The 25,159-nt window shown below is 68.2% G+C and carries 20 protein-coding genes and 2 pseudogenes; 15 read left to right on the forward strand and 7 right to left on the reverse strand.

All coding sequences use genetic code 11. The features are described from left to right. Both ACP2AH_RS08325 and ACP2AH_RS08330 read right to left on the reverse strand, forming a co-directional pair. On the reverse strand, positions 1–671 hold a 671-nt coding region (locus ACP2AH_RS08325), incomplete at its 3' end, for a LysR family transcriptional regulator (protein ID WP_425105377.1). 5 nt (positions 672–676) lie between these two features. Beyond that, complete coding sequence (locus ACP2AH_RS08330; RefSeq protein ID WP_425105378.1) at positions 677–796, reverse strand: LysR family transcriptional regulator; 120 nt, start codon at positions 794–796, stop codon at positions 677–679. Positions 797–1,213: 417 nt separating this feature from the next. Between ACP2AH_RS08330 and ACP2AH_RS08335 the strand changes: the two genes are divergently transcribed. From ACP2AH_RS08335 to ACP2AH_RS08370, 8 genes and pseudogenes are all read left to right on the forward strand, one after another. Further along, complete coding sequence (locus ACP2AH_RS08335; protein ID WP_425105379.1) at positions 1,214–2,305, forward strand: ABC transporter ATP-binding protein; 1,092 nt, start codon at positions 1,214–1,216, stop codon at positions 2,303–2,305. Between the two features lie 38 nt (positions 2,306–2,343). Next, on the forward strand, positions 2,344–3,066 hold the full coding sequence (locus tag ACP2AH_RS08340) for an HAD-IA family hydrolase (RefSeq protein ID WP_425105380.1): 723 nt from the start codon (positions 2,344–2,346) through the stop codon (positions 3,064–3,066). A 17-nt stretch (positions 3,067–3,083) separates the two neighbouring features. Then, positions 3,084–4,389: pseudogene (locus tag ACP2AH_RS08345) on the forward strand (NAD(P)/FAD-dependent oxidoreductase). A 65-nt stretch (positions 4,390–4,454) separates the two neighbouring features. After that, positions 4,455–5,493 (forward strand): annotated as a pseudogene (locus tag ACP2AH_RS08350) (ABC transporter substrate-binding protein). 24 nt (positions 5,494–5,517) lie between these two features. Beyond that, on the forward strand, positions 5,518–6,390 hold the full coding sequence (locus ACP2AH_RS08355; protein ID WP_425105381.1) for an ABC transporter permease: 873 nt from the start codon (positions 5,518–5,520) through the stop codon (positions 6,388–6,390). Further along, positions 6,390–7,184, forward strand: a complete 795-nt coding sequence (locus ACP2AH_RS08360; RefSeq protein ID WP_425105382.1) for an ABC transporter permease — start codon at positions 6,390–6,392, stop codon at positions 7,182–7,184. The genes ACP2AH_RS08355 and ACP2AH_RS08360 overlap by 1 nt, the downstream gene beginning before the upstream one ends. A 10-nt stretch (positions 7,185–7,194) precedes the next feature. After that, a complete protein-coding gene (locus tag ACP2AH_RS08365; RefSeq protein WP_425105383.1) occupies positions 7,195–8,892 on the forward strand; it encodes a GMC family oxidoreductase in 1,698 nt (565 codons plus the stop codon). A gap of 36 nt (positions 8,893–8,928) precedes the next feature. Next, positions 8,929–9,282, forward strand: coding sequence for a cupin domain-containing protein (locus tag ACP2AH_RS08370; RefSeq protein ID WP_425105384.1), 354 nt, complete (start codon positions 8,929–8,931; stop codon positions 9,280–9,282). A 157-nt stretch (positions 9,283–9,439) separates the two neighbouring features. Here the strand turns inward: ACP2AH_RS08370 and ACP2AH_RS08375 are convergent, their stop codons facing one another. From ACP2AH_RS08375 to ACP2AH_RS08385, 3 genes are all read right to left on the reverse strand, one after another. Next, positions 9,440–10,948 (reverse strand): tripartite tricarboxylate transporter permease, encoded by a 1,509-nt coding sequence (locus ACP2AH_RS08375; RefSeq protein ID WP_425105385.1) that lies wholly within the window; start codon positions 10,946–10,948, stop codon positions 9,440–9,442. 7 nt (positions 10,949–10,955) lie between these two features. Beyond that, positions 10,956–11,435 carry a tripartite tricarboxylate transporter TctB family protein gene (locus ACP2AH_RS08380; RefSeq protein WP_425105386.1) on the reverse strand — a complete coding sequence of 160 codons (480 nt, stop codon included), beginning with the start codon at positions 11,433–11,435 and terminating at the stop codon, positions 10,956–10,958. Between the two features lie 71 nt (positions 11,436–11,506). Beyond that, entirely contained in the window at positions 11,507–12,478 is a 972-nt protein-coding gene (locus ACP2AH_RS08385) for a Bug family tripartite tricarboxylate transporter substrate binding protein (RefSeq protein WP_425105387.1), read from the reverse strand. A gap of 211 nt (positions 12,479–12,689) precedes the next feature. On the opposite strand from ACP2AH_RS08385, the gene ACP2AH_RS08390 reads away from it, so the two are divergent. From ACP2AH_RS08390 to ACP2AH_RS08420, 7 genes are all read left to right on the forward strand, one after another. Next, positions 12,690–13,364, forward strand: coding sequence for a response regulator transcription factor (locus tag ACP2AH_RS08390; protein ID WP_425105388.1), 675 nt, complete (start codon positions 12,690–12,692; stop codon positions 13,362–13,364). Next, a complete protein-coding gene (locus ACP2AH_RS08395; protein ID WP_425105389.1) occupies positions 13,351–14,739 on the forward strand; it encodes a sensor histidine kinase in 1,389 nt (462 codons plus the stop codon). The genes ACP2AH_RS08390 and ACP2AH_RS08395 overlap by 14 nt, the downstream gene beginning before the upstream one ends. Then, complete coding sequence (locus ACP2AH_RS08400) at positions 14,736–15,821, forward strand: ABC transporter substrate-binding protein (protein WP_425105390.1); 1,086 nt, start codon at positions 14,736–14,738, stop codon at positions 15,819–15,821. Before ACP2AH_RS08395 ends, ACP2AH_RS08400 begins: the two co-directional genes overlap by 4 nt. A gap of 129 nt (positions 15,822–15,950) precedes the next feature. Continuing rightward, positions 15,951–16,976 carry a patatin-like phospholipase family protein gene (locus tag ACP2AH_RS08405; protein WP_425105391.1) on the forward strand — a complete coding sequence of 342 codons (1,026 nt, stop codon included), beginning with the start codon at positions 15,951–15,953 and terminating at the stop codon, positions 16,974–16,976. 3 nt (positions 16,977–16,979) lie between these two features. After that, positions 16,980–18,431, forward strand: coding sequence for a GntP family permease (locus ACP2AH_RS08410; protein ID WP_425105392.1), 1,452 nt, complete (start codon positions 16,980–16,982; stop codon positions 18,429–18,431). A 220-nt stretch (positions 18,432–18,651) separates the two neighbouring features. Next, positions 18,652–19,737 carry an efflux RND transporter periplasmic adaptor subunit gene (locus ACP2AH_RS08415; protein ID WP_425105393.1) on the forward strand — a complete coding sequence of 362 codons (1,086 nt, stop codon included), beginning with the start codon at positions 18,652–18,654 and terminating at the stop codon, positions 19,735–19,737. Continuing rightward, positions 19,737–22,775 carry an efflux RND transporter permease subunit gene (locus ACP2AH_RS08420; RefSeq protein ID WP_425105394.1) on the forward strand — a complete coding sequence of 1,013 codons (3,039 nt, stop codon included), beginning with the start codon at positions 19,737–19,739 and terminating at the stop codon, positions 22,773–22,775. Before ACP2AH_RS08415 ends, ACP2AH_RS08420 begins: the two co-directional genes overlap by 1 nt. Before the next feature lie 414 nt (positions 22,776–23,189). Here ACP2AH_RS08420 and alsS read toward each other — a convergent pair whose 3' ends face one another. Together alsS and ACP2AH_RS08430 are read right to left on the reverse strand one after the other, a co-directional pair. After that, positions 23,190–24,863 (reverse strand): acetolactate synthase AlsS, encoded by a 1,674-nt coding sequence (gene alsS, locus ACP2AH_RS08425; protein WP_425105395.1) that lies wholly within the window; start codon positions 24,861–24,863, stop codon positions 23,190–23,192. Positions 24,864–24,885: 22 nt separating this feature from the next. After that, a partial coding sequence (locus tag ACP2AH_RS08430) for an acetolactate decarboxylase (protein WP_425105396.1) occupies positions 24,886–25,159 on the reverse strand: 274 nt, incomplete at its 5' end.

The following is a 25,159-nucleotide window of genomic DNA, read 5'->3' on the forward strand; positions in this document are numbered from 1 at the left end:
AGCTTGACCCCGAGCTCGCGGGAACCAACGCCTTCGTCCGCAGCCAGTGACAGGTGACGTTGAGCCAGCCGAGGGCCACCCCCTGGCCGAGCATCGCCGCCTGCACGACGATCGCATAGTCGGAGAAGATCATCGAATTGGTCGCCGCGCCCGGATCGCCGGGGAAGAACACCTGCGACCAGTCCGGCTGTGTCTCGCCCAGATCGATCAGGGTCTCCACCGGGCTTGCCGCGTCGGCGATCGCGCCGCGCTGCCCGTCGCCGCGGTAGCCCGGGCTGCAGATCGGCACCCAGTATTTCCGGCATGATGTAGCTCGCCTCGTGGCGCTCGTCCGGCCCGTCGACGAAGCGCATGCCGAGATCGACATCGGTGACCGGCCCGGAGAGCGCCGACATGATGAGCTGGAAGCGCAGCTCGAGCGAGGGAAACGCCCGCTTGATCTCCGCCATGTGCGGCATGATCCAGTGCGTCGTGAAGCCGGTCGAGACCGAGAGCGTGACCGTTTCGACGCCGGTCTTGCGGTCCTCGATCTCGCGCAGCGCATGCTCGATGCCCGAGAAGCCCCGGGAGATCGCCTCGTAGAGGATGCGCCCGGCCTCGGTCAGCGTCACGCCGCCGGGCATGCGCTCGAACAGGCTGATGCCCAGATGCTCCTCCAGCCGGCCCATCATCCGGCTCACCGCTGCCGGGTGACATTGAGCTCCTCGGCGGCGCGGGCGAAATTGCCGCAACGCGCTGCCGCCTCGAAGGTGAAGAAGCCATTCATCGAAGGCAGGGCGAGGCGAAGTTTGCGCATTACATAATGTAATGCCCGCCCGATTTTTTTTTCAATTGAGCCGGGCGGCGAAGATTGATCTGCTCTGACCATGGAAGGCCCGGTTCGGGCCTGCAAAACGCGAAGCCAGAGGGGCCGCATAGCCTCGCGCCTTCACTCCGGCGTCCGTGGATACCGCGGGCGCCATCGCAGTCGTTCGGTTGCATGCGGTGTAACCGCTGCGCGCTTCCGGGAGCACGATACCATGGCGAGAGCAATGTGCCGGGGCGACAGCCTCAGGGATGAGCCGAGCAACCGGTCTGGGCATCCCGCCGCGTCGGCACTCACCGTGCGCTGCCGCCGGAGCTTAGGCGAAGCAACCGGCTGCGGGGTCGCCATCAATGGCGGCGGCTCCGCCGAGGCCCCCACTCTTCCCCTGAACTTGTGAAACGGGACAGCATGTCGAGATTGATTGCGCGCGACACGGTCGGGGTCTCCATTCGGGCCGCTTCCAAATTCTACGGAAGCTTCCGCGCGCTCGACGCGATCAATCTCGACGTCGCGCCGGGCGAGTTCGTCTCGATCCTCGGGCCGTCCGGCTCGGGCAAGACCACGCTGCTCGGCATTCTCGGCGGCTTCGTCCAGCCGACCTCCGGCGCGATCTTCCTCGGTGAGCGCGACATTACCTTTGAGCCGCCGCACAAGCGCGACATCGGCATCGTGTTTCAGAACTACGCCCTGTTCCCGCATATGAACGTCGCGGAGAACGTGACGTTTCCACTGCGCGCGCGGCGCATGCCGAAGTCCGAATGGCCGGCCAGGCTCAAGGCGGCGCTCGACATGGTGGAGCTCGGCGGCTTTGCCGAGCGCAAGATCCATGAGCTGTCCGGCGGCCAGCGCCAGCGCGTCGCCCTTGCCCGCGCGATGATCTTCGAGCCGCGCCTGATCCTGATGGACGAGCCGCTGTCCGCCCTCGACAAGCAGCTGCGCGAGACGATGCAGATCGAGCTCAAGCATCTCCACCGCAAGCTTGCGGCGACGATGATCTATGTGACGCACGACCAGCGCGAAGCCCTGACCATGAGCGACCGCATCGCCGTCATGAACAAAGGCCAGCTGGTCCAGGTCGATACGCCGGAGCGGCTGCACGACACGCCGGCGGATTCCTTCGTCGCCGGCTTCATCGGCGAGGCGACGCTGCTGCCGGTCCGGCGCATCGACGATCGCGCGGTCGATCTCGACGGCACGCGCCTCGTCTGCGCGCGCCCGGTGCCGAACGCCGCCGAGCTGTTCCTCGTCGTCCATTCCGAGAAGCTCACCGTCGTCGCGGACGGCGCGGCCGGGGCGGTCAATGTGCTGAGCGGCGTCGTGACCGAGACCCTCTACCAGGGCGAGAGCATCCGCATCTTCCTGGAGCTCGACCGTGGGGCGCGGCTCAGCCTGAGGGTGCCGAGCAACCATCAGGGCCGATCGCTCCTGAAACAACCCGGGCAGCGCATCGCCGTCGCCATCCATCCGGACGACACCATCGTCGTGCCGCCCGCCCGCTGACCCCTCTTCCCGCTACCTGCCAACAAGGAACGAAGAAAATGAAGTTCACCGATTTCAAGGTCATGACCTTCGATGTCGTCGGCACGCTGATCGACTTCGAGACGGGTGTCCTGAGCGCGGTGCGTGCGCTCGGCGGCCCCAAGGCCGCCGCGGCCAGCGACGATGAGATCTTCGAGCCCTACAAGCGCGGGCGCGACAAGTTTTACGGCCGTTCCTCCTTCGCCATGAAGGATGTGTACCTGTCGCTCGCCAATGAATGCGGGTTCCTGAACGACGACGCCACCGCCGAGGCGTTCCAGCTCGCGGTGCTGCGCTGGCCGGCCTTCGCCGATTCCGTCGAGGCCCTGCGCCGGCTCCGGAAGAATTTCCGCCTCGTCGCCATGACCAATGCCGACCGTACCGCCTTCTCCGCCTATGCGGCGACGCTCGGCAACCCGTTCCATGACGGTGTCACCTGCGACGAGACGGGTTGCGCGAAGCCGGACCCCCGGTTCTTCGCCTACAATAAGGGCCGCCTCTCCGCGCTCGGCTTCCAGCAGTGCGAAATCCTGCATGTGGCGCAGAGCCAGCATCATGATATCGGCGTCGCCAAGGCCGAGGGCTATGTCACCTGCTGGATCGAGCGCCGCCAGGGCCTGAAGGGTTTCGGCGGCACGCCGGACCCCAAGGTGCTGACCAAGCCCGACTACCACTTCTCCTCGCTGAAGCAGCTTGCCGATGCGGTGGACGCGGAACTCGCCGACGCCCGCGCGGCCGCCTGAGCGCGAGCGCGACAGCCATGGGCAACCGCCACTCCCCGGTCGACATCGACTCCCTCTGGCGGGCGACCTCGGTCGCCCGGCCGGAGATGGGCCCCCTGTCGGGCGACAAGTCTTTTGACGTCGCCATCATCGGCGGCGGCTATACCGGCCTCTCCACGGCGCGCTATCTCGCCAAGGCCGGCCTGTCGCCGGTGGTGCTCGAAGCGAACCGCATCGGCTGGGGGGCGAGCGGTCGCAATGGCGGGGTGGTGTCCGGCAAGTACCGCACCGGGGTTCAAGGACATCGCCGCGCGGTACGGCCTCGACGCCGCGCGCCGCATGCACGATCTCGGCCTTGAGGCGGTCGAGCATGTCGGGCGCCTGGTCGATGAGCTTGGCATAGAGGGCGCGGACTACCGGCCCTCCGGGTCGCTGCGCTGCGCCCATAATGCCCACACGCTCGACGTGCTGAAGAGCGAGGCGACCTGGCTGCGCGAGACGCTGGGCGATCGCGGCATATCGATCCTGAGCGCCGGAGAGGTGACGGCCGAAACCGGCTCGCGCGGCTTCACCGGCGGCATGCTCAGCACCCATGGCGGTGTCATCCATCCGCTGAACTTCGTCCTTGGGCTGGCGGCGGGATTGAAGGCCGAGGGCATCGCCATCCATGAGGCCACGCCCGTCACCCGCTTCGGCCGCGACGGCACGGGTGTGATCGTGGAGACACCGGCCGGGCGCATCAATGCGCGACAGGTCGTGATCGCCACCAACTCCTATTCCGACCTGACGCCGGCGACGGCGCCGGTGCGTAAGGCGATCATCCCGTTCCGCTCGGCGATGATCGCGACCGAACCGCTCACGGGCACGCCGGGTGCGGGACTGCTTTCTAGCGGACGCAGCTACACCGAGACGCGGCGCATGATGCGCTGGTTCCGGAAATCCGGCGACCGGCTGCTGTATGGCGGGCGCGGCGCCTTCGGCAAGACCGATACCGATTCCGCCTTCGCTGCGCTGGAAAAGGCCATGGTGCGGCAGTTTCCCGAGCTTGCCACGGTGAAGGTGCAGCATCGCTGGTCGGGCCTGGTGGCGATGACGCTCGACAGCCTGCCCCATCTCGGCCGGCTGGATGAGCGCGTCGTCTACTGCGTCGGCTACAACGGCACCGGCGTCGCCCTTGCCTCCGGCATCGGCCGCCACGTCGCCGCGCTGGTGACCGGCGGCACGCCGGATCTCGGCCTGCTGACGCGGCAGCCGCTGCACCCCATCCCGTTCTACGGACTGCGTGAGCCCGCCGTGCGCCTGGTCGCGGGCTGGTACCAGTTCCTCGATGCCATCGGGCGATGACGCGCCGCGATCATCGCCGCACGAACGCAAGCGGCCCACAAAAACGACCTAGAGGAGAACCGGAAATGCGCGTGACACTCTCGACCCCGATCATCATGGCGGCGCTGCTGCTGTCGGCTGCGGCCGCCTCGGCCGAACAGATCACCTTCGTCTCCCAGGGCGGCGCCTATCAGGAGGCCCAGACCAAGGCCATCCTCGATCCGGTGGCCAAGCTGCTCGGCATCACCATCAACCAGGATTCCTCGCCCGACGCCTGGCCGGTGCTGAAGACCCAGACCGCGACCGGCAAGCCGGTGTGGGACGTGATCGACACGCCGACCAAGGACTGTATCCCGCGGCGGCGAGCAGGGCATGATCGAGAAGCTCGACTTCTCGAAGGTGCCCAACGCGGCCGACATCCCCGCAGAGTACAAGACGGCCTATTCGGTTCCCTACGAGTTCTACTCGTCGGTGCTGGCCTTCAACAAAAAGAAATACGGCGAGAACGGCCCGAAGACCTGGGCTGATTTCTGGGACGTGAAGAAATTCCCCGGCACTCGGGCGCTGCGCAGCCATCCGATGGCGACGCTGGAGGCCGCGCTGCTGGCGGACGGGGTGCCGGCCGACAAGCTCTACCCGCTCGACGTCGACCGGGCCTTCAAGAAGCTGGAGGAGTTGAAGCCCCATGTCACCGTGTGGTGGACCTCGGGCGCCCAGTCGGCGCAGCTTCTCGCCGATGGCGAAATCGACATGGAGATGGCGTGGAACGGTCGCGTGACGGCGGTGATCAAGGAAGGCGCGCCGATCGGCTACACCTTCAATCAGGGCTTCCTGCAGGAAACCTCGCTCTGCATCCTCAAGGGCGCCCCCAATCTGGGCACGGCCTACAAATTCCTGAACGCCGCCATCTCGCCCGACATCCAGGCCAACTTCCCGGCCTATATCGACTACGGCCCGGGCAACCCCGCCGCCTACAAGACCGGCAAGATCTCGCCCGAGCGCGCCGCGCAGATGCCGAGTTCGCCGGAGAATGCCGCCAAGCAGGTTCTGATCTCGGTGGCGTGGTGGAGTTCGCCGGCCGGCGAGGAGGCGCAGAAGCGCTGGGCGTCCTTCATCCAGAAGTAACCCGCCGCTCGCGAGGAGGCTTTCATGTCGACATCGTCGGTCAACCCGTCACTCGCCCATCAGCGGCGTGAGCGCCGCCTGGTCCTGCTGCTGCTGGCGCCGGCGCTCGCCGTGGTCGGTTGTCTCTTGATCCTGCCGCTCGGCTGGCTGGCCTGGCAGTCGGTGCGGCAGGATGGCGGGTTCACCCTGGCGCATTATGCACGGGTGGTCACCGACGACGTCTACTGGATGACCTTCCTGCAGACCTTCCGCATGGCCTTCATCGTGACTGCTGCGGCTCTGCTCCTCGGCTACCCCGTCGCCTATGTGGCGGCGGGGGCTTCCCGCCTGTGGAGCCTCGTCATCCTGGCGATGGTCGTGCTGCCGTTCTGGACCAGCGTCCTCGTGCGCGCCTATGCCTGGCTGATCCTGCTGCAGCGGCGCGGCCTGGTGAACACCGCCTTGACCGAACTGGGGCTCGTCGACGCCCCGCTCACGCTGGTCAACAACGAGTTCGGCACCATCGTCGCCACGGTGCACATCCTGCTGCCCTTCATGGTGCTGCCGCTCTACGCCACCATGCAGAAGATTCCGCCCGAGCTGACCATGGCGGGCTCAAGCCTCGGCGGCACGCCGCTGCACGTGTTCCTGCGCGTGTTCCTGCCGCTGTCGCTGCCCGGTGTCGTCGCCGGAATGGTGCTGGTCTTCGTGCTGACGCTCGGCTTCTACATCACGCCGGAACTGCTTGGCGGCGGGCGGACCTACATGGTCTCCATGCTGGTGTCGCGCAATATCGAGGTCTACAACGAATGGGGCGCGGCCTCCTCGATCAGCGTGGTGCTGCTGGCCTGCGTGTTCTTCATCTTCCGGCTCGCCAGCTTCGTGATCCCGTTCGAGCGCATCATGGGAGCCCGGTGATGAACGTCCCGAAGATCCTGCTGCGCGTCTTCGTCGGCCTCATCCTGGTCTGGCTGATGATCCCCGTCATCATTATCGTGCCGATGTCGTTCTCGGGCGCGCGCTTCCTCGCCTTTCCGCCGCCCTCCTGGTCGCTACGCTGGTACGAGGCCTATTTCACCAGCGCCGCCTGGATGCAGGCGACGCGTGTCAGCCTGGTCGTCGCCGTGTCGAGCGCCATCATCGCCACGGTGATGGGAACCGCCGCCGCCTATGCGCTCAACCTCGCCAATTCACGGCTGGCGCGCAGCCTGCAGGTGGTGCTGATGCTGCCCCTGGTGGTGCCGATCGTCATCACCGCCGTCGGCGTCTTCCTCGTCTATGCCAATGTCGGCCTGCTGGCGACCATGACCGGCCTGATCCTGGCCAATGTCATGCTCGGCCTGCCCTATGTCATCACCTCGGTGCTGGTGGGGTTGCGCAAGTTCGACCCGGCGCAGGAGATGGTCTCGCGCAGCCTCGGCATGAACCGGCTGCGCACCTTCTTCATCGTCACGCTGCCGCAGATCCGCCCGAGCGTGATCACCGGCCTGCTGTTCGCCTTCATCTCGGCGCTGGACGAGACCGTCGTCGCCCTCTTCATCTCCGGCGGCGAGTATCAGACCCTGACCAAGCGCATGTTCACCGCCCTGCGCGACGAGATCGACCCGACGATCGCCTCGATCAGCACGCTGCTCACCGCCGTGTCGTTCCTCGTGGTGATGCTGGTCGCGCTCAGCGCGCGCCGCGACCTCAGACAGAACACCGCCCCATGAAAACCGCCCCATGAACACCGACACCTTGATTCTCGGCGGCGGCTCGGCCGGCTGCGTTCTGGCCGCGCGGCTTTCCGAAGACCCGCACCACGATGTCATCCTGGTCGAAGCCGGCCGCAACGTCGCGGCCGGCGACATTCCGGCCGATGTGCGCGCCCGCTATCCCGGCCGCGCCTATCTCGACACCTCCAACATCTGGAGCGGCCTGACGGCGCTCATGGGGGACGCGGCGCGCAATGCCAGCCGCCGGCCGCGGCGCTACGAGCAGGCCCGCCTCCTCGGCGGCGGCTCGGCGATCAACGCCCTGATGGCCAATCGCGGCGCGCCCGGGGATTATGACGAATGGGAGGAGCTCGGCGCCGCCGGGTGGAACTGGGAGGCCTGCCTGCCGGTGTTCCGCTCCATGGAGGCCGACCGCGATGTCGATGGCCCGCTGCACGGAACGGATGGCCCCCTGGTGGTGCGTCGCATCAGCGACGCCCAGATCTCGCCCTTCGTCCATCGCGTGATGACGACGCTGCACGGTCGCGGCCATCCGATCCGGCCGGACCAGAACGGCCTGTGGGAAGACGGCACCTTTCGCGGTGTCGTGGCCGTGGACGACAAGGGCGAGCGCCAGCCCACCTCGCTCGCCTATCTGACGCCGGAGGTCCGGCGGCGCCCCAATCTGAAAATCCTCACCGGCCATGCCGCGACAAGCCTCCTGCTGGAGGGCGCACGCGCCGTCGGCGCCGAGGTCGAGACGGAAGCGGGCCGGCGCTTTGCCATCGCGGCGCGGCGGGTCGTGCTGGCGGCCGGCGCCATCCATTCGCCCGCGCTGCTGCTGCGCGCGGGCATCGGGCCGGCGGAGGAACTGCGCGCGCTCGGCATTCCGGTCGTGGCCGACCGGCGGGGCGTCGGCCGCAACCTGATGGAACATCCCTCGATCGCGGTGGCCACCTGGCTGCCGCCCGGCGCGCGCGAGCGCAATCCCGGCGAGCACCATGAGCAGGCGATCTGGCGCTATTCCTCGGGCCTGCCGGGAACGCCGGGCGGCGACATGCACGCGGCCATCCTCGCGCGCGCCGGCTGGCACGCGGTGGGGCAGCGCACCGGCAGCCTGTTCTTCTGGGTGAACAAGTCCTATTCGCGCGGCTTCCTGCGGCTCGCCTCGGCCGATCCCCGCGTCGAGCCCGAGGTCGATTTCCGCATGCTGAGCGATGAGCGCGATCTCGTCCGGCTGACATCGGCGCTGCGCATGGGCGCGCATGCGCTGCTCGACCCCGCCATGAATGGTTTCCGCGACGTGGTCTTCCCGGCGAGCTACACGCCGCGCGTGGCGAAGATCGCGGTGCCGGGCCTGTGGAACGCGGCGCAGCGCGGCGCGCTGGCGGCACTGCTCGACATCGCCGGCCCGCTGCGCGCGGCGCTTGTCCACGCGGTGGTGACGCAGGGCGTGCGCATGGACAGGCTGTTGTCGGATGACGACGCGCTTACCGACTTCGTACGCACGAATGTCGGCGGAACCTGGCATCCCTCCGGCACCTGCCGCATGGGGCGCGCCGGCGATCCGCAGGCCGTGACCTCGCCGGCCGGCGCCGTGTTCGGTGTGGAGGGGCTGCACGTGGCGGACGCGTCGCTGATGCCGTCCATCCCCCGCGCCAACACCAACATGCCGACCATCATGATCGCCGAGCGTATCGCCGCCTTCCTCTCCGCGCGGCGCTGAGCGCGCCGTTCTTCCCCTCAACCTTGGACCGGCCCCATGAGCCATCTCGTCGTCTTCGACCTCGCCAATCCCGGTGCTCCGGAACAGAGCAAGGCCGCCCCGGACCGGCTGATCGCTGGCGATCCGAGCTACCGGACCTGGGAAATGGCGGCAGCCGCGCATGGCGGCATCCGCACCGGAATCTGGGAAGCGACGCCTGGCATCACCCGCTCGATCAAGGGCGAAACCTGGGAGTACTGCACCATCCTCTCCGGCACGATCATCCTGACCGAAGAGGGCGGCGCGCCCCGCCGTTTCACCGCGGGCGATACGTTCGTGATGCGCCCCGGCTTTGTCGGCACCTGGGAAACGGTAGAAACGGTGCGCAAGCTCTGGGTCACGGTGTCCTGACACGCACGCGCCGGAGCCGCCCTTCCAGCCGGAGGTCGGCGGCGCCGGCGAGGTCTGCTTGTCCCGTACAATCGCCAGCGGGGCTGCCCGGAAGGCACGGCTCTCGCCGTGCCCGCTCCTCTCCGTCACCCTGCCGCGTGCGGGTCGTCGCTCATCCTTACTCCGTCATGCCGGCGCGCCGCCGCGACAGCGACCAGCGCTGCAGGGCCCAGGGCCCGACCGCGACGAGGGCGGCCAATACCCACAGGATGAGCGAGATGTTGCTCTGGAACAGGATACCGAGTTCACCGCCGCTGATCGCCAGCGCGTTGCGCAGGTTAACTTCCATCACCCGGCCGAGCACGAAGCCGAGGATGATCGGCGCCATGTCGAAGCCGAGCTTGCGCAGCAGCCAGCCCAGCACGCCGACACCCAGCATGAGCATGATCGATTCCACGCTCGCATGGGTCGAGTAGACGCCGACAATGGACAGGACCAGGATGCCGGGCACCAATATCCAGTTCGGCAGCAGCAGCAGGCGCGAGAAGATGCCCACGAACGGGATGTTGAGCAGCAGCAGCAGCACATTGCCGATGTAGAGCGAGGCGATCAGGCCGCCGACGATTTCCGGGCGTTCGGCGAAGAGCTGCGGGCCGGGCTGGATGTTGTAGAGCATCAGCGCGCCAAGCATCACCGCCGTGGTGCCGCTGCCGGGCACGCCAAGGGTCAGCATCGGCACGAAGGCGCCGGCGGCGCAGGAATTATTCGCCGCTTCCGGCGAGGCGAGGCCGCGCATGTCGCCCTTGCCGAAGGTGCCGTCACGGTCGGAGACGCGCTTTTCCAGCGTGTAGGACACCGCGCTGGCCACCGAGGCGCCGGTGCCGGGAAGCACGCCGACGACGAAGCCGATGATCGAGCCGCGCAACGTCGCGCCGGTGGTGAACACCACATCCTTCCAGCGCACGAAGGTGCGCCCGACCTTGCCGATGATCGAGCTGCCGGTCGCATGGCTTTCCAGCATCAGCATGGCCTCGGAAATCGAGAACAGGCCGATCACCAGCACGACGAAGTCGATGCCGTCGCCCAGTTCCGGGCTGTCGAAGGTGAAGCGATAGGCGCCCGACGTGGCGTCGAGGCCGACGGTCGCCAGCATCAGCCCGAGCACGCAGCCGATCATCGTCTTGACCGGCTGGCTGCCGACCATCGAGCCCAGCGTGGCGAAGGCGAACACCATCAGCACGAAATACTCGGCCGGGCCGAAGCCGACGGCGAGGCTGGCGAGGAACGGGGCGAACAGGGTGAGACCGACCACGCCGATGATGCCGCCGACAAAGGAGGACAGGCCGCTGATCATCAGCGCCTCGCCGGCCCGGCCCTGCCGCGCCAGCGGGTTGCCATCCAGCGCCGTCATCACCGCGCCGGCATCGCCCGGCACGTTGAGCAGAATGGAGGAGATGCGCCCGCCATATTCAGAGCCGGAATAGATCGCCGCGAGCAGGATCATCGTGCTCTCGGGCGGCAGGCCGAGCGTGTAGGCGATGGGCAGCAGCAGCGCGATGCCGTTGATCGGGCCGATGGCCGGCAGCGCGCCGATGATGGTGCCGAGGAAGCAGCCGATCAGGCCGATCAGCAGATTCTGCCAGCTCAGCGCGACGGAAAAGCCGGTCCAGAGATAATCGAGGTTCATGGCGGTGCTAGCCCCGGCGCGAGGCGGCGAAGAGGTCGCCGACAGGAAGATAGACGTCGAGCAGATAGCCGAAGATCACGTACCACAGCGCCGCCTGCACCAGCCCGCCGATCAGCGAGGCGCGCCAGGAGGCACCGAAGATCCGGCCGACGCCGGCCGTCATGACGAAGATCGAGGCGGCAAAGCCCAGCGGCTCGAACAGCAGCGCGGCGACCAGCACCAGCACCGGCAGGGCGAGGCAGCGCATCAGCACCGTGCCCTGCGGCCAGCTCTCGGCCTGGCCGGGCACGAAGAGATAGATCAGCGAGAAGGCGCCGAGCAGCAACGCCAGCAGCACCGGGAACACGCGCGGGCCGAGCGGGTCGGAGGAGAAGGCGTAGTCGATCCCGCTGCCGGCCACGCCGTAGATCACACTGAAGGCGAGCAGCACGAGCGCCGCGATCCGATTGCTCAGCGGCCCGGCGGCGGGGTGTTTAGGGGCATCCATGGCGTCTCTCCCGGCACAGGTCAGGGCGCGGCCCCGCGCGTGGCGAGGCCGCGTGGCTCAGCGGCGCGCGATCAGAGACCGGCTTCCTTGGCCAGCGTCTTGAAGCGCTGCACGTCGCTCTTCACCTTGGCGTCGAACTCGGCACCGATGACGGTGTAGGGAAACAGCCCGCGGGCGGCGAGTTCGGTCTTGAACTCCGGGGTCTGCACCAGCTTCTGGAACGTGTCGGTCCAGGCGGCGTAGTCCGCGTCGCTCACCTTGCCGCCGGTGTAGTAGCCGCGCCAGATCACCCAGTCGAAGTCATAGCCCTGCTCGCGGGTGGTCGGGATGTTGGCGAGGTCGCCCGGCAGGCGCTCCGGCGACATGACGGCGAGAATGCGCACCTTGCCGGCGAGGTGGTGCTTGACCATTTCCGAGGCGTCGCCGGCGCCGATCTTGATGTGGCCGCCTTCGAGCGAAGTCAGCACCGCGCCGCCGCCTTCGAGCGCGACATAGCGCATCTTCTTCGGGTCCTGCCCGGCGCCCTTGGCGATCAGCGCGGCCTTCATCCAGTCCTGGCTGCCGACGGCACCGCCGCCGCCGATGGGGAAGGCGGTGGGATTGGCGGCATAGGCGTCCGAGAGTTCCTTCAGCGTCTTGTAGGGCGAATCCGCGCCGACGACGATGACGCCGTAATCCGCGCCCAGCGCGCCGATCCAGCGCACCGCGTTCTCGTCATGGCTGCCGAACTTGCCCTGGGCGAGCAGCAGCGCCGAGCCGGTGGACGCCGCGACGATCAGGCTGGGATCGGCCGCGCGCTTGCCGACGACATGGTTGTAGGCGATGGCGCCGACGCCGCCTTCCATATAGGTGACGACCATCGGCTGCTCGATCAGCTTGGCGGCGAGAAGCGAATTGGCGGCGAGGCGGCAGGTCACGTCGAAGCCGCCGCCCGGCTTGGCGCCGGCGAGGCATTCGGTCTTCTGCGGCAGGGCGGCGGCCGCGCCGGTCATCAGCGTTCCGACCAGCCCGGCGAGGGCGAAGGTCTTGAGAAGAGCGTTCATTGCGGGTTTCCTCCGAAAACTCGGCGGCCGCGCGTCCGCGCGGCGGGTCAAGGTCAGCGGAGGCGGGACGCGCGCGCGGGGGCAACCCTGCGCCGGCCGGACGTTCCTCCACGGGTACGACACCGTCTGCGCGGTGCTTGAGGCTGCTTTGCTAGAGCCGATTCCTGTCATACAGCTGTCTTTGCGGCAGCCGCCGCGCCCTGGGTGAGCGATGCGTATCCTGCTGGTGGAAGACACGAAGGATGTCGGCGAGGCCATCGTCGCGCGCCTCGGCCGGATCGGTCATGCCATCGACTGGGAGCTGGACGGCACGGCCGGCATGGAGGTGCTCGCCCGCACCAGCTATGACCTCGTGATCCTCGACGTGATGCTGCCGGGTCTCGACGGCTTCGAAATCCTGTCGCGCCTGCGGGCGCGCGGCTCGACGACGCCGGTGCTGATCCTCACCGCCCGCTCGCGGGTGGAGGACCGGGTGGACGCGCTGGACATCGGCGCCGACGATTATCTGGTCAAACCCTTCGACTTCCGCGAGCTGGAAGCGCGGGTGCGCGCGCTGATCCGGCGCAATGGCGGCGAAGCGACCAATCTCCTGCGCTGCGGCGATATCAGCATCGACCGCCTGACCCGCATGGTGCGGGTGGGCGATTGCGAGGTGCATCTCAAGCGGCGGGAACTGACTCTGCTGGAGATCCTGTCGTCGCGTCCCGGGCGGATCTTCGGCAAGGACGAACTGCTGGACCGCATGTTCGGCCATGACGAGGCGCCGGGCCCGAACGCGGTGGAGCTCTATGTCGGCCGGCTGCGCCGCAAGATCGAGGGCGCGCGGGCGCAGATCGTCACCGTGCGCGGCTTCGGCTACCAGATGGTGATCGATGGTTCGGCGTGAACCGTCGCTGTTCATCCGCCTGTTCGTGCTGATCGCACTGGTTCTGGCGTTCGGCGCGGCGGTGCTGATGACCGCCGCCTGGTACTCGGCCCGCGAGGCGGCGGACGAGGCCTATGACCGGCTCTTGCTCGGTGCCGCCTACCAGATCGCCGATGCGATCCAGGTGCAGGATGGCCAGCCGGAAATCGAGCTTCCCGTCTCCGCCTTCGAACTCCTCGCGCTCTCCGACCGCGACCGGATCTTCTACCGCGTGCTCGATCCTGCGGGGGAGACACTGACCGGCTATGAGAGCCTCGACGATCCCGCTGCCGGGGCTCAAAAGCCGGACAAGGCCGTGGTGGAGGATGCCCGTTTTGGTGGCGAGATCGTGCGCGTGGCGCGGGTTTCCCGCCGTTTCGACGATCCGCAGATGCGTGGCGAGGCGGTGGTGATCGTGGCGCAGACGGTCGAGGCCCGCCGCGCCCTGGCGCGCGATCTCACCTTCCGCTCGTTCATACTGGTCGGCGCCATGGGCCTGATCGCCATTGGCGGCATGATCTTCGCCGTACGCCGGGCGCTGGCACCCATCGCGCGGCTGGAAGCGGCCATCCGCCAGCGCGACCCGCTGGACCTCACCCTGATCGACGTGTCGACCCCGCGCGAACTCGCGCCCTTCATCGCCGAGATCAACGGCTTTATCGAGCGGCTGCGCATCCGGGTGGAACTGATGCAGCAATTCATCGCCGATGCCGCGCACCAGCTGCGCACGCCGCTCGCCGCGCTGGAGGCGCAGGTCGACCTGCTGTCGGGCGACGAGGTGGCACCGGCGGGCCGCAAGCATCTCGACCGCATCCAGTCGCGCACGCGGCAATTGTCGCGGCTGACCAACCAGCTGCTGAGCCACGCCATGGTGGCGCACCGCGAGCGCGCCATCGCCAATTCCTCCGTCGACTTGACCGAGCTGACGCGGCGGGCGCTCGACGCCGCCATTCCCGACACGCTGGAGCGGGATATTCTCGTCACCTTGCACGCACCGCCGGCGCCGCTCATCGTCAGCGGCGATCCGGTCAATCTGGCGGAGGCGATCAAGAACATTCTCGACAATGCTGTTCGCCACGGCGCCGCCTCCCGCATCACCGTGCGGCTTCTGGCGCGGGACGACCGGGCGATTGTCGAGGTCGAAGACGATGGGCCGGGCATTGCACGGGACCGATGGGCGCGCGTGGTCCAGCGCTTCGGCTCGCCGTCGTCGGATGGCAAGGGCTCGGGGCTTGGCCTGTCCATCGCCGCCGAGGTGCTGGCCGCCCATGGCGGCGCGCTGTCCTTCGTGGAAAAAGGCGCCTTCGGTTTCGTCGTGGTGATGTCGCTGTCCCACATCCCGGCGGAGGGAACATGACCCGTCTTGCGAGAGTCGTCGCCTGCGCCTTCGCCTGTGCCCTCGCTCTTCCCCTCGCCTGTGCCGAGGCGCAGACCGTCACACGGTTTCCGCCTCTCGCCACACCGGTCGATACGCTGTCGATCCACGCGGCGACGGATCTTTACGCGCTGGAACCGTTGATCCGCGATTTCCAGCAGCTCGCGCCCGGCACCACGGTCGAGATCGTCGAATATGTCACCAACGACCTGTTCTCGACCGCCGCCCGCATCTGCGCCGAAGGCGGTGCGCTCGGCGATGTTCTCCTGTCCTCTTCGGTGGACCAGTTGGTGAAGCTCGCCAATGATGGCTGCGCCCAGCGCATCGAAGGGCCGGATCTCGGACGCGCCCCGCGCTGGGCCAATTGGCGCGACGAGGTCTTCGGCTTCACTTTCGAGCCGATCGTCATGGTCTATAACCGCGACAGCCTGTCCGGGGCCGACGTGCCGGGCACGCATCTCGAACTCGCGGAACTGCTGCGGCGGGATCCCGAGCGTTATCGCGGGCGGGTCGGCACCTATGATATCCGGCTGTCCGGCATCGGCTATTTGCTGGCGTTCAACGATGCGCGGCAGACCACGACCACCTATGGCCGGCTGCTGGAAAGCCTGGGCCGCGCGCAGGTGGTGGTGCGCTGCTGCACCTCGCAGATACTGGACGAGGTCGCCACGGGCCGGCTGCTCATCGGCTACAATATGCTCGGCTCCTATGCCTATGAGCGCGTGCGGCGCGGCCAGCCCATCGGCATCGTCATGCCGGCCGACTACACGCTCGTTCTCAGCCGCGGCGCCATGGTGCCGGTGCGGGCGCCGAACCCGTCGCTGGCGTCCCGCTTCGTCAACTATCTGCTGTCGGAGCGCGGCCAGTCCGTCGGGCGCAGCCAGTCCTTCTTCTTCGGGCTCGACGGCTCGGCGCCGCCCGGCATCGAGGGGCCGGATGTGGTGACATCGGGCATCGCCCGCCCGATCACCGTCGGCCCGGCGCTTCTGGCCGTGCAGGACGCGGCCCGCCGCAAGCGATTCCTGCAAGACTGGTCGCAGTCGATGATCGAGAGCGCCCCGTAACCGGCATGTTGCGGCGCAACACGGCGACTGTTACCGATAGTCCCTGTCAGGTTCACAGAGGTGGCGCCCATGCGACGTTCCACACCCGCCGCGCCCCGCCAACAGACGGGCAAGGGTCCGGAACCGGACATGGCGACAGGACGCCCCCCGGTCCTCATCGATCTCGCTCTGCAGGGCGGCGGCTCGCACGGCGCCTTCACCTGGGGCGTGCTCGACCGGCTGCTCGAGGAGGAGTGGCTGGAGATCGAAGGCATATCCGGCACCTCCGCCGGGGCGATGAACGCGGCCGTGCTGGCGGATGGCTTTGCCGCCGGCGGGCGGGCGGGGGCCCGGACCGCGCTCGACACCTATTGGCGCCATGTCGCCGACGCGGCGCGCTTCAGCCCGTTCCAGCGCGGGCCGCTCGATGTGCTGCTGGGCCGCTGGACGCTCGACCATTCGCCGCTCTTCGTCACCATGGATCTGATGTCGCGGCTCTATTCGCCCTATGATCTCAACCCCGGCGCCGCCAACCCGCTGCGCGCGGTGCTGGAAAAGGCGATCGACTTCGAGCGGCTGCGCACCTCGCCGGTCAAGCTGTTCATCACCGCCACCAATGTGCGCACCGGGCGCGGCCGGGTGTTCCGCAACGCCGAGATCACGCCCGACGTGCTGCTCGCCTCCGCCTGCCTGCCGACGCTGTTCCAGGCGGTGGAGATCGAGGGCGAGTGCTATTGGGATGGCGGCTATTCCGGCAACCCGACCATGACGCCGCTGGTGCGCGAGCTCAAATCCGACGACACCATCCTCATCCCGATCAACCCGGTGGAGCGCCCCGGCACACCGCGCAGCGCGCCGGAAATCCTCAACCGGCTGAATGAGGTCTCGTTCAACGCCGTGCTGCTCAAGGAGCTGCGGATGATCGCCCTGCTGCGGCAGGTCGCCGATCCCGGCAACAGCGAGGGCGCGCAATGGGCGAAGATGCGCATCCACCTCGTGCGCAATTCGATCATGGACACGCTGGGCTATTCCTCCAAGCTCAATGCCGAATGGGCGTTCCTCTCGCTGCTGCGCGCGGAGGGCCGCAAGGCCGCCGACGCCTTCCTGGAAGCAAACGCGGGCAATATCGGCACGCGGTCTTCCGTCGATCTCGACGTGCTGCTCGAAGGGGTGTGAGCCATGGGCCTCCTCGGCATTCTGCTCGGTCTCGGCCTGCTGGTCGGGTTCGCCTATCGCGGCTGGAGCGTCTTGCTGCTGGCCCCGCTCGCGGCGCTGATCGCCGCGCTGCTGTCGGGCGAGCCGCTGCTCGCCAGCTGGACCCAGACCTTCATGGGCAGCGCGGCGAGCTTTGTCGGGCAGTTCTTTCCATTGTTCCTGCTCGGCGCGCTGTTCGGCAAGCTGATGGAGGATTCCGGCTCGGTCGCCGCCATCGCCGATTTCATGACGGCGACGCTCGGCCCGCGCCGCGCCATCCTCGCCGTGGTGCTGGCCGGCGCCCTCGTCACCTATGGCGGGGTGAGCCTGTTCGTCGCCCTGTTCGTGCTGGCGCCGATGGCGCAGGCGCTGTTCCGTGCCGCCGACATTCCCCGCCGGCTGATGGCGCCGGCGATCGCGCTCGGCACCTTCACCTTCACCATGATGGCGCTGCCCGGTACGCCGGCGATCCAGAACGCCATTCCCATGCCGTTCTTCGGCACCACGCCCTTCGCCGCGCCGGGGCTGGGGATCATCGCCTCCGCCCTCATGCTCGGCTTCGGCCTGTGGTGGCTTGGACGTGTCGAGGCGGCGGCGCGGCGGGCGGGCGAGGGCTTCGGCGACGCCAGCGCCGCGGTGAATGCGCATCTCGACGACCCGCTGCTGCGCGAGCGGGCGAGCACGGCGCGCGAATTCGATCCGGCCGAGATCACCCATGGCCACCAGAGCGCCGCGCGCCCGTCCATCGCGGTCGCGGCGCTGCCGCTGGGGCTGGTGATCCTGGTCAATCTCGTCATGTCCTTCGGGGTGCTGCCGCGGCTCGATTTCGGCTTTCTCGCCGAGGAACGCTGGGGCGGCATTCCCCTGTCGGCGGTCAGCGGCGTGTGGTCGGTCGCCGTGGCGCTGATCGTCGCCATAGCGGCGACGCTTCTGCTCAACCGGCGCCGCCTGCCCAAGCTGCGCGAGACCATGGATGCCGGCGCCAATGCCTCGGTGCTGCCGATCTTCTCGGTGGCGAGCCTGGTCGGCTTCGGCGCCGTGGTGGCGGCGCTGCCCGCCTTCGCCCTGGTGCGTGACTGGGTTCTGTCCATCGGCGGCGGGCCCTTGGTGTCGCTGGCCGTGGCGGTCAACATCCTCGCCGCGCTCACCGGCTCGGCCTCGGGCGGGCTCACCATCGCGCTCGATGCGCTCGGCCCGGTGTTCCTCGAACGCGCGGGAGCGCTCGGCATCGAGCCGGCGCTGCTGCACCGCGTCGCCGTGATGAGCGCCGGCACGCTCGACAGCCTGCCGCATAGCGGGGCGGTGGTGACGCTGCTCGCCGTCTGCGGGGTGACGCCGAGGGAAAGCTACCGCGACATCGTCATGGTCGCCATTGTCGGCGCGCTCCTGGCGCTGGTGGCGGTCATCGGGCTCGGCTCGGTGCTGGGAAGCTTCTGACGCGCCAGCCGCTGCTGTCCCGTCTCTGTCGCTTCCTCCGTCGAAGAGGTGGGATGAAACGTATGTATTGGGGACGCTCTGCCCGTTTCGCCGTGCGCGCCCCCGCGTATAGTGGTTGCCGCTCGGTCACGTGAGCGGGTATCCAATGGCGGGTTCCCCCTCCCGTAGCGCCGTAGCGCCGTGGCGTTGCGGCGGGGCCGGACAGCGAAGGTGCATACCGATGACGACGACCAGACCCCTGTTGATCGCCGCGATTCTCGCCGCCAGCCTCGCCCTTGCCGGTTGCGGTGCGGAGCCGGAAGCCGAGGCGCCGGCGCCCCGCCCGGTGCGCGTCGTCACGGTGGAGAAGGGTGTCGGCGGCCAGGTGGCGAGCTTCACCGGCGATGTGCAGGCGCAGGACGAGGCCGCCCTCGCCTTCCGTGTCTCCGGCCGGATGATCGAGCGCAGCGCCAATGTCGGCGATGTCGTCAAGGCCGGGCAGGTCGTCGCCCGGCTCGACCCGCAGAACGCGCTCAATGCGCAGCGCTCGGCCCAGGCCGCGCTGGCGGCGGCGGAAAGCCAGCTCGTTACCGCCGCCAACACGTTTGAGCGGCAGGAGCAATTGCTGCGCAACGGCTTCACCACCCAGGCCAATCACGATGCCGCCCGCACCGCGCTTCAGGCGGCCCAGTCCGGGGTGGACAATGCCGAGGCCCAGCTCAAGATCGCGCAGGACAATGTCAGCTACACCGAACTCGTTGCCGATGCCGCCGGCACGGTGACGGCGCGCGGCGGCGAGCCGGGCGAGGTGGTGCAGGCCGGGCAGATGATCCTGCAACTGGCCCGGCAGGGCGGGCGCGACGCGGTGTTCGATGTGCCGGCCAATGTGCTGCGCGCGGCGCCGGCGGACCCTGTCATCACCGTCGCGCTGAGCGACGATCCGAAGGTGACCGCCACCGGCCGCGTGCGCGAAGTGGCGCCGCAGGCGGACCCGGTGACGCGGACCTTCCGGGTGAGGGTCGGGCTCGACAATCCGCCGGCGGCGATGCGGCTCGGCTCCACCGTCGTCGGCCGTGTCGAACTTGGCACCGATGCGGCGATCGAGTTGCCCGCCTCGGCGCTCACCGCCGTCAATGACCGGCCGGCGGTGTGGGTGGTCGATCCGGCGACCGGCACGGTGGCGCTGCGCAATATCGAGCTGCGCGGCTTCTCCCCGGCGTCGATCAGCGTCGAGACCGGGCTCAGCCCGGGCGAGGTGGTGGTCACCGCCGGCGTCCAGGCGCTGCATCCCGGCCAGAAGGTGCGCCTGCTCGGGGCGGGCTCGTGATGCGGTTCAACCTCTCGGAATGGGCGGTCCGCGAACGCTCGCTGGTGATCTTCTTCATGCTGGCGGTCGTGGTCGCTGGGCTGTTCACCTATACGCGGCTGGGCCGGGCCGAGGACCCCTCCTTCATCATCAAGACCATGGTGGTGCAGGCGGCGTGGCCCGGCGCGGGCATCGAGGACACGCTGCAGCAGGTCACCGAGCGGCTGGAGCGCACGCTGCAGGAAACGCCGCATCTCGACTTCATCCGCAGCTACACCCGCCCCGGCATCACCACCATCTTCGTCAACCTCAAGGGCAGCACGACGGCGCAGGAGGTGCCCGATGTCTGGTACCATGTGCGCAAAAGCATCGGCGACATGGCCCACACCCTGCCGCGCGGCGTGGTCGGGCCCGGCTTCAATGACGAATTCGGCGACACCTTCGGCCTGATCTATGGCTTCACCGCCGACGGTTTCACCCACCGCGAATTGCGCGATTATGTCGAGGCCGCACGCTCGAAGCTGCTGCAGGTGCCCGATGTCGCCAAGGTCGAGCTGCTGGGCGAACAGGACGAGCAGATTTTCGTCGAGTTCTCGGTGCGCGAACTCGCCGCCCTCGGCATCAACCGCTCGGCGCTGGTGGCGGCGCTGCGGGCGCAGAACGTGGTGCAGCCCGCCGGCACCATCCAGACCGGCGACGAGAAGCTGGTGATCGACGTGACCGGCGCCTTCGGCTCCGAGCAGGACATCGCCAACATCAATTTCGCCGTCGACGGGCGCATGCTGCGGCTCGCCGACATCGCCACGGTGCGACGCGGCTATGCCGACCCGCCGCGCCCGCTGTTCCGCACCAATGGCGAGCCGGCCATCGGCCTTGCCATCGCCATGCGCGAGGGCGGCGACATCTTGCAGCTCGGCCGCAATGTCGACGCGGCCATGGCGAAGATCACGGCAGAACTGCCGCTCGGCATCGAGCCGCATCTGGTGGCCGATCAGGCGGTGACGGTGGCGGGCGCGATCTCCGAGTTCATGGAGTCGCTCTGGCAGGCCATTCTCATCATCCTTGTGGTCAGTTTCATCGCGCTCGGCGTGCGCGCCGGGCTGATGGTGGCGCTCACCATCCCGCTGACGCTTGCGGGCGTGTTCGCCATCATGTGGCTGCTCCACATCGACATGCAGCGCATTTCGCTCGGCGCGCTCATCATCGCGCTGGCGCTGATGGTCGACGACGCCATGACCACGACCGACGCCACGCTCGGGCGCCTCGCCGCCGGCGAGCCGAAGGAAGTGGCGGCGGTCTTCGCCTTCAAGACCTATGCCTTCGCCATGCTGGCCGGCACGCTGGTCACCATTGCCGGCTTCGTGCCCGTGGGTTTCGCCGCTTCCTCGGCCGGCGAGTACACGTTCAGCCTGTTCGCGGTGGTCACCATCGCGCTGCTGGTCTCCTGGCTGGTGGCGGTGGTGTTCGCGCCGCTGATCGGCCTCGTCATCCTGAAGCCGCCAAAGGCGGCGGGCGGGCCGCCGGGCCGGATCATGCGCCTCTATCGCGGCCTGCTCTCCGTCGCGCTGAACGCCCGCTGGGTCACGATCGCCGTCACGCTGGCGCTGTTCGTCGCCGCCGTGCTGGCGCTGCCGCTGATCCCCCGGCAGTTCTTCCCCTCCTCCGACCGGCCCGAGCTGCTGGTCGATCTGCAATTGCCGCAGAACGCCTCGATCTACGCCACCGAGCGTGCCATGGCGCGGCTCGACGACGCCTTGCGCGACGACCCGGACGTGGCGCGCTGGAGCGGCTATGTCGGGCGGGGCGCGATCCGCTTCTATCTGCCGCTCAACGCGCAGCTGCCGAATGATTTCTTCGGCCAGGCGGTGGTGGTGGCGAAGGATGTGGCGGCGCGGCAGCGGCTGGAAGCCAAGCTGGCGACGCTGCTGGCCAATGACTTCCCCAATGTGGTGAGCCGCGTCTCGCCGCTGGAACTCGGCCCGCCGGTCGGCTGGCCGATCCAGTACCGCGTCGTCGGGCCCGATCTCGGCCAGGTGCGCGACATCGCCTTCAAGCTGGCCGAGGTCATCGCCGCCGACCCGCTGACGCGGACGGTGAACTATGACTGGATCGAGCCCGCGCGCGAAATCCGCATCCGTGTCGATCAGGACCAGGCGCGGCTGCTCGGCCTGTCGACGGAGGCCATCGGCTCGGTGCTGAACACGGTGGTGACCGGCGCCCCGGTGACGCAGGTGCGCGACGACATCTATCTCGTCGACGTGGTGCTGCGGGCCACCGACGAACAGCGCGTCTCGCTCGACACGCTGCGCACGCTGGAAGTGCCGCTGCCCGGCGGGCGCACCGTGCCGCTCAGCCAGTTCGCCAGCTTTGGCTATGAGCAGACCTACCCGCTGGTGTGGCGCCGCGACCGGCAGCCCTCGCTCACCGTGCAGTCGGACATCGCGCCGGGCGAACTGCCGGAGACGGTGGTGGACCAGCTTGCCCCCAAGATCGACGCGCTGGCGAAGACGCTGCCGGCGGGCTACCGGATCGAGACCGGCGGCACGGTGGAGGAGAGCGCGGCCTCGCTCGCCTCGGTGATCGCGGTGGTGCCGGTGATGATCCTCATGATGCTCACCGTCCTCATGTTCCAGCTCAGGCGGTTCTCATTGACCGCACTGGTCGTCAGCGTCGCTCCTCTCGGTCTCATCGGCGTCGTCATCGCACTGCTGGTGTCCGGCCGTCCGCTCGGTTTCGTCGCCATTCTCGGCGTGCTGGCGCTGATCGGCATGATCATAAAAAACGCTGTGATCCTAATAGGTCAGATCGAATCCGAGCGGGCCGGCGGCAAGGACGCGCGGCAGGCGGTGATCGACGCCGCCTGCGCCCGCTTCACCCCGATCATGCTCACCGCCCTCTCCACCGTGCTCGGAATGATCCCCATCGCCCCCACTGTCTTCTGGGGCCCCATGGCCTTCGCCATCATGGGCGGCCTGATGGTGGCCACGCTGCTGACGCTGGTCTTCCTGCCGGCTCTCTATCTGGCGACCGTCGGGCGGGAACGAGGTTTTCAGGGCTGAGGCCGGCGTGGGAGGGGCCGCCCGTGCGGCGATGGAGGAGGAGTTGCCGGCGCCGCCGCCTTCCTCAAGCGTGTGGCCGTCTTTGCCGATGTGTCGACGGAACCGCCGACCGGCAGATGAGCCGGCCGGCGCGTTGCGCAACAGTCAGCCTTCCAGCAGGCACGAGGTCCGGTCTGGGTGAAGAGGTCACGCGCGCCGCGCGCCTGCTCCTTCGGTCCGTGGCGGCCTTCGTGCCATCAAAGGGCACGCCGTAGCCCCCGGCCGTCGTCGCAGGCGCTCGCCGGCGAGGCGGAGGACCCCGCCCGCATCGCATTTGAGGATCTGGCTGGCGCGCCTGGACTTGCCGATGCCGTTGGTGAGCGGCTTGTCTCCCCGTTCGCCTGCCGCAGCTTTCGGTTCAGTGGTCGTCGGGCGTCAATGGAACGCGTTCTCCCGGGCCTGCGCGAACAGCTTGGCATTATCGCTGTAGTCGACATGCACGCCGATGATCACCGGGCCGGGCGTCTCGAACGCCTTTTTCAGGACGGGAAGAATGTCGTCGGGCGAGCGGATCATCACCCCCTTCGCCCCGAAGGCTTCGGCATATTTGACGTAGTCGATCGGCCCGAACTCGACGCCGGAGCCGCGGCCGTATTTCAGCTCTTCCTGGATCTTCACCATGTTATAGGTGCCGTCGATCCAGACCATGTGCACGATGTTGGTGCCAAGGCGCACCGCCGTCTCCAGCTCCATCGCCGAGAACAGGAACCCGCCGTCGCCGGAGACGGACAGCACCTTCTCGCTCGGCCGCACGAGCGAGGCGGCGATCGCCCAGGGCAGCGCGACGCCGAGCGTCTGCTGCCCATTGCTGATGAGGAGCTGGCGCGGACGGAAGCTGTACATGTAGCGGGCGATCCAGAGATGGAACGAGCCCATGTCGAGGCAGACGGTCACATCGTCGCTGAGGAATTGCTGCAGATCGTGGACGAGGCGTAGCGGGTGGATGGGCACGCCGCTGCGCTTGGCCGCCCCCTCCGCCAGCAGCCGCCGCTCGGCCTCGATCTTGTGCAGCATTGCCGCCGACAGGGCCGGCGTGCCGTGGCGCGCGAGCTTAGGCGTCAGCGCCTGCAGCGTCAGCGCGATGTCGCCGACCAGCTCGATGAGCGGCTGATAGTCGGCATCGAGCGTCGAGGGCAGCACGTCGATATGGATGATGGCGCGGGTCTTTCCCCGGTTCCATTCCGGCGGCCAATACTCGACCGGGTCGTAGCCGACCGTGATGATGAGGTCCGCCGCGTCGAGCAATTCGTCGCCGGGCTGATTGTCGAGCTGGCCGACGCGGCCGCCGAAATTCTCGAACAGCGACGCCCCAACCGCGCCCGCCGCCTGGAAGGTGCCGACAACGGGAAGGTTGCCTTTGCTGAGGAAGGGCTGCAGCGCCGCGGCGGCGTCGGGCCGGCTCGCCATCATGCCGAGCAGCACGACGGGGTTGGCAGCGTCGTTGATCAGCCGCGCGGCCTCGGCAACCGCGGCCGGATTGGCGGGGCCGAGACCGGAGAAGCGCGGCAGCGCCACCGGTGACTGCGGCGCGGCCGCCTTCATCACGTCCATCGGCAGGTTGACATAGCTCGCGCCGGCCCGTCCGCCTTCGGCGGCGCGGAAGGCATTGGCCATGACTTCCGCGATCTGATCGGTGGCGCCGACGCTGACCGCGTATTTCGTCACCGGTTTCATGATCGCGATGGCATCCATCGACTGATGGATGTGCTTGTCCGCATCAGCCACCGCCACCGCGCCGCCAAGGGCGAGGACAGGGTCGCCCTCGCTATTGGCGGTGGCGAGCCCGGTCACGAGGTTGGAGACGCCGGGCCCGGATGTTGCGATGCAGACGCCGGCCTTGCCGGTCAGGCGGCCAATACCGCCGGCGATGAAGGCCGCATTCTGCTCATGGCGGCAGACCACCGTCTCGATCTTCGAATTCACCAGCGAATCGAACACCGCGTCGATCTTCGCCCCCGGAATGCCGAACACATGCGTCACGCCGCGCTCTTCGAGCGCGCGAACCACGAGGTCGGCGCCGATCTGGGCCGTCTTGCTCTCATCCGACATGATGTTCCCCGCAGGCTTGCGTTCAGTGGCCACGTTCGGCGGCGTTGAGCTCGGCAGCGATGTCCCGGCCGAGATTGGCCTTCAGATACGCTTCCGTTTCCGGGAGGATCAGCCGGTAATCCGACAGCGCCTCGACCGCGATGTCGAGCGTGTCCGCCCGCACATCCAGCACATGGCCACCTTGATCCTTGCCGTCGGAAATGAAGTGGAAATGATAGCCTTGGACGCTGAACTCGCTGGCGAAGGCCGGCGACCAGATGCCGACGAGCGTTCCGGTAACATCGTCGAACTCGAAC

Origin of the sequence: Ancylobacter sp., assembly GCF_965249975.1 — a bacterium.
Lineage (GTDB): Bacteria > Pseudomonadota > Alphaproteobacteria > Rhizobiales > Xanthobacteraceae > Ancylobacter.

Bases quoted from the DNA above. Each gene is read 5' to 3' on its own strand.
- ACP2AH_RS08330 (WP_425105378.1), bottom strand. From the start codon at position 796: ATGCGCAAACTTCGCCTCGCCCTGCCTTCGATGAATGGCTTCTTCACC.
- ACP2AH_RS08335 (WP_425105379.1), top strand. From the start codon at position 1,214: ATGTCGAGATTGATTGCGCGCGACACGGTCGGGGTCTCCATTCGGGCC.
- ACP2AH_RS08340 (WP_425105380.1), top strand. From the start codon at position 2,344: ATGAAGTTCACCGATTTCAAGGTCATGACCTTCGATGTCGTCGGCACG.
- ACP2AH_RS08355 (WP_425105381.1), top strand. From the start codon at position 5,518: ATGTCGACATCGTCGGTCAACCCGTCACTCGCCCATCAGCGGCGTGAG.
- ACP2AH_RS08360 (WP_425105382.1), top strand. From the start codon at position 6,390: ATGAACGTCCCGAAGATCCTGCTGCGCGTCTTCGTCGGCCTCATCCTG.
- ACP2AH_RS08365 (WP_425105383.1), top strand. From the start codon at position 7,195: ATGAACACCGACACCTTGATTCTCGGCGGCGGCTCGGCCGGCTGCGTT.
- ACP2AH_RS08370 (WP_425105384.1), top strand. From the start codon at position 8,929: ATGAGCCATCTCGTCGTCTTCGACCTCGCCAATCCCGGTGCTCCGGAA.
- ACP2AH_RS08375 (WP_425105385.1), bottom strand. From the start codon at position 10,948: ATGAACCTCGATTATCTCTGGACCGGCTTTTCCGTCGCGCTGAGCTGG.
- ACP2AH_RS08380 (WP_425105386.1), bottom strand. From the start codon at position 11,435: ATGGATGCCCCTAAACACCCCGCCGCCGGGCCGCTGAGCAATCGGATC.
- ACP2AH_RS08385 (WP_425105387.1), bottom strand. From the start codon at position 12,478: ATGAACGCTCTTCTCAAGACCTTCGCCCTCGCCGGGCTGGTCGGAACG.
- ACP2AH_RS08390 (WP_425105388.1), top strand. From the start codon at position 12,690: ATGCGTATCCTGCTGGTGGAAGACACGAAGGATGTCGGCGAGGCCATC.
- ACP2AH_RS08395 (WP_425105389.1), top strand. From the start codon at position 13,351: ATGGTTCGGCGTGAACCGTCGCTGTTCATCCGCCTGTTCGTGCTGATC.
- ACP2AH_RS08400 (WP_425105390.1), top strand. From the start codon at position 14,736: ATGACCCGTCTTGCGAGAGTCGTCGCCTGCGCCTTCGCCTGTGCCCTC.
- ACP2AH_RS08405 (WP_425105391.1), top strand. From the start codon at position 15,951: ATGGCGACAGGACGCCCCCCGGTCCTCATCGATCTCGCTCTGCAGGGC.
- ACP2AH_RS08410 (WP_425105392.1), top strand. From the start codon at position 16,980: ATGGGCCTCCTCGGCATTCTGCTCGGTCTCGGCCTGCTGGTCGGGTTC.
- ACP2AH_RS08415 (WP_425105393.1), top strand. From the start codon at position 18,652: ATGACGACGACCAGACCCCTGTTGATCGCCGCGATTCTCGCCGCCAGC.
- ACP2AH_RS08420 (WP_425105394.1), top strand. From the start codon at position 19,737: ATGCGGTTCAACCTCTCGGAATGGGCGGTCCGCGAACGCTCGCTGGTG.
- alsS (WP_425105395.1), bottom strand. From the start codon at position 24,863: ATGTCGGATGAGAGCAAGACGGCCCAGATCGGCGCCGACCTCGTGGTT.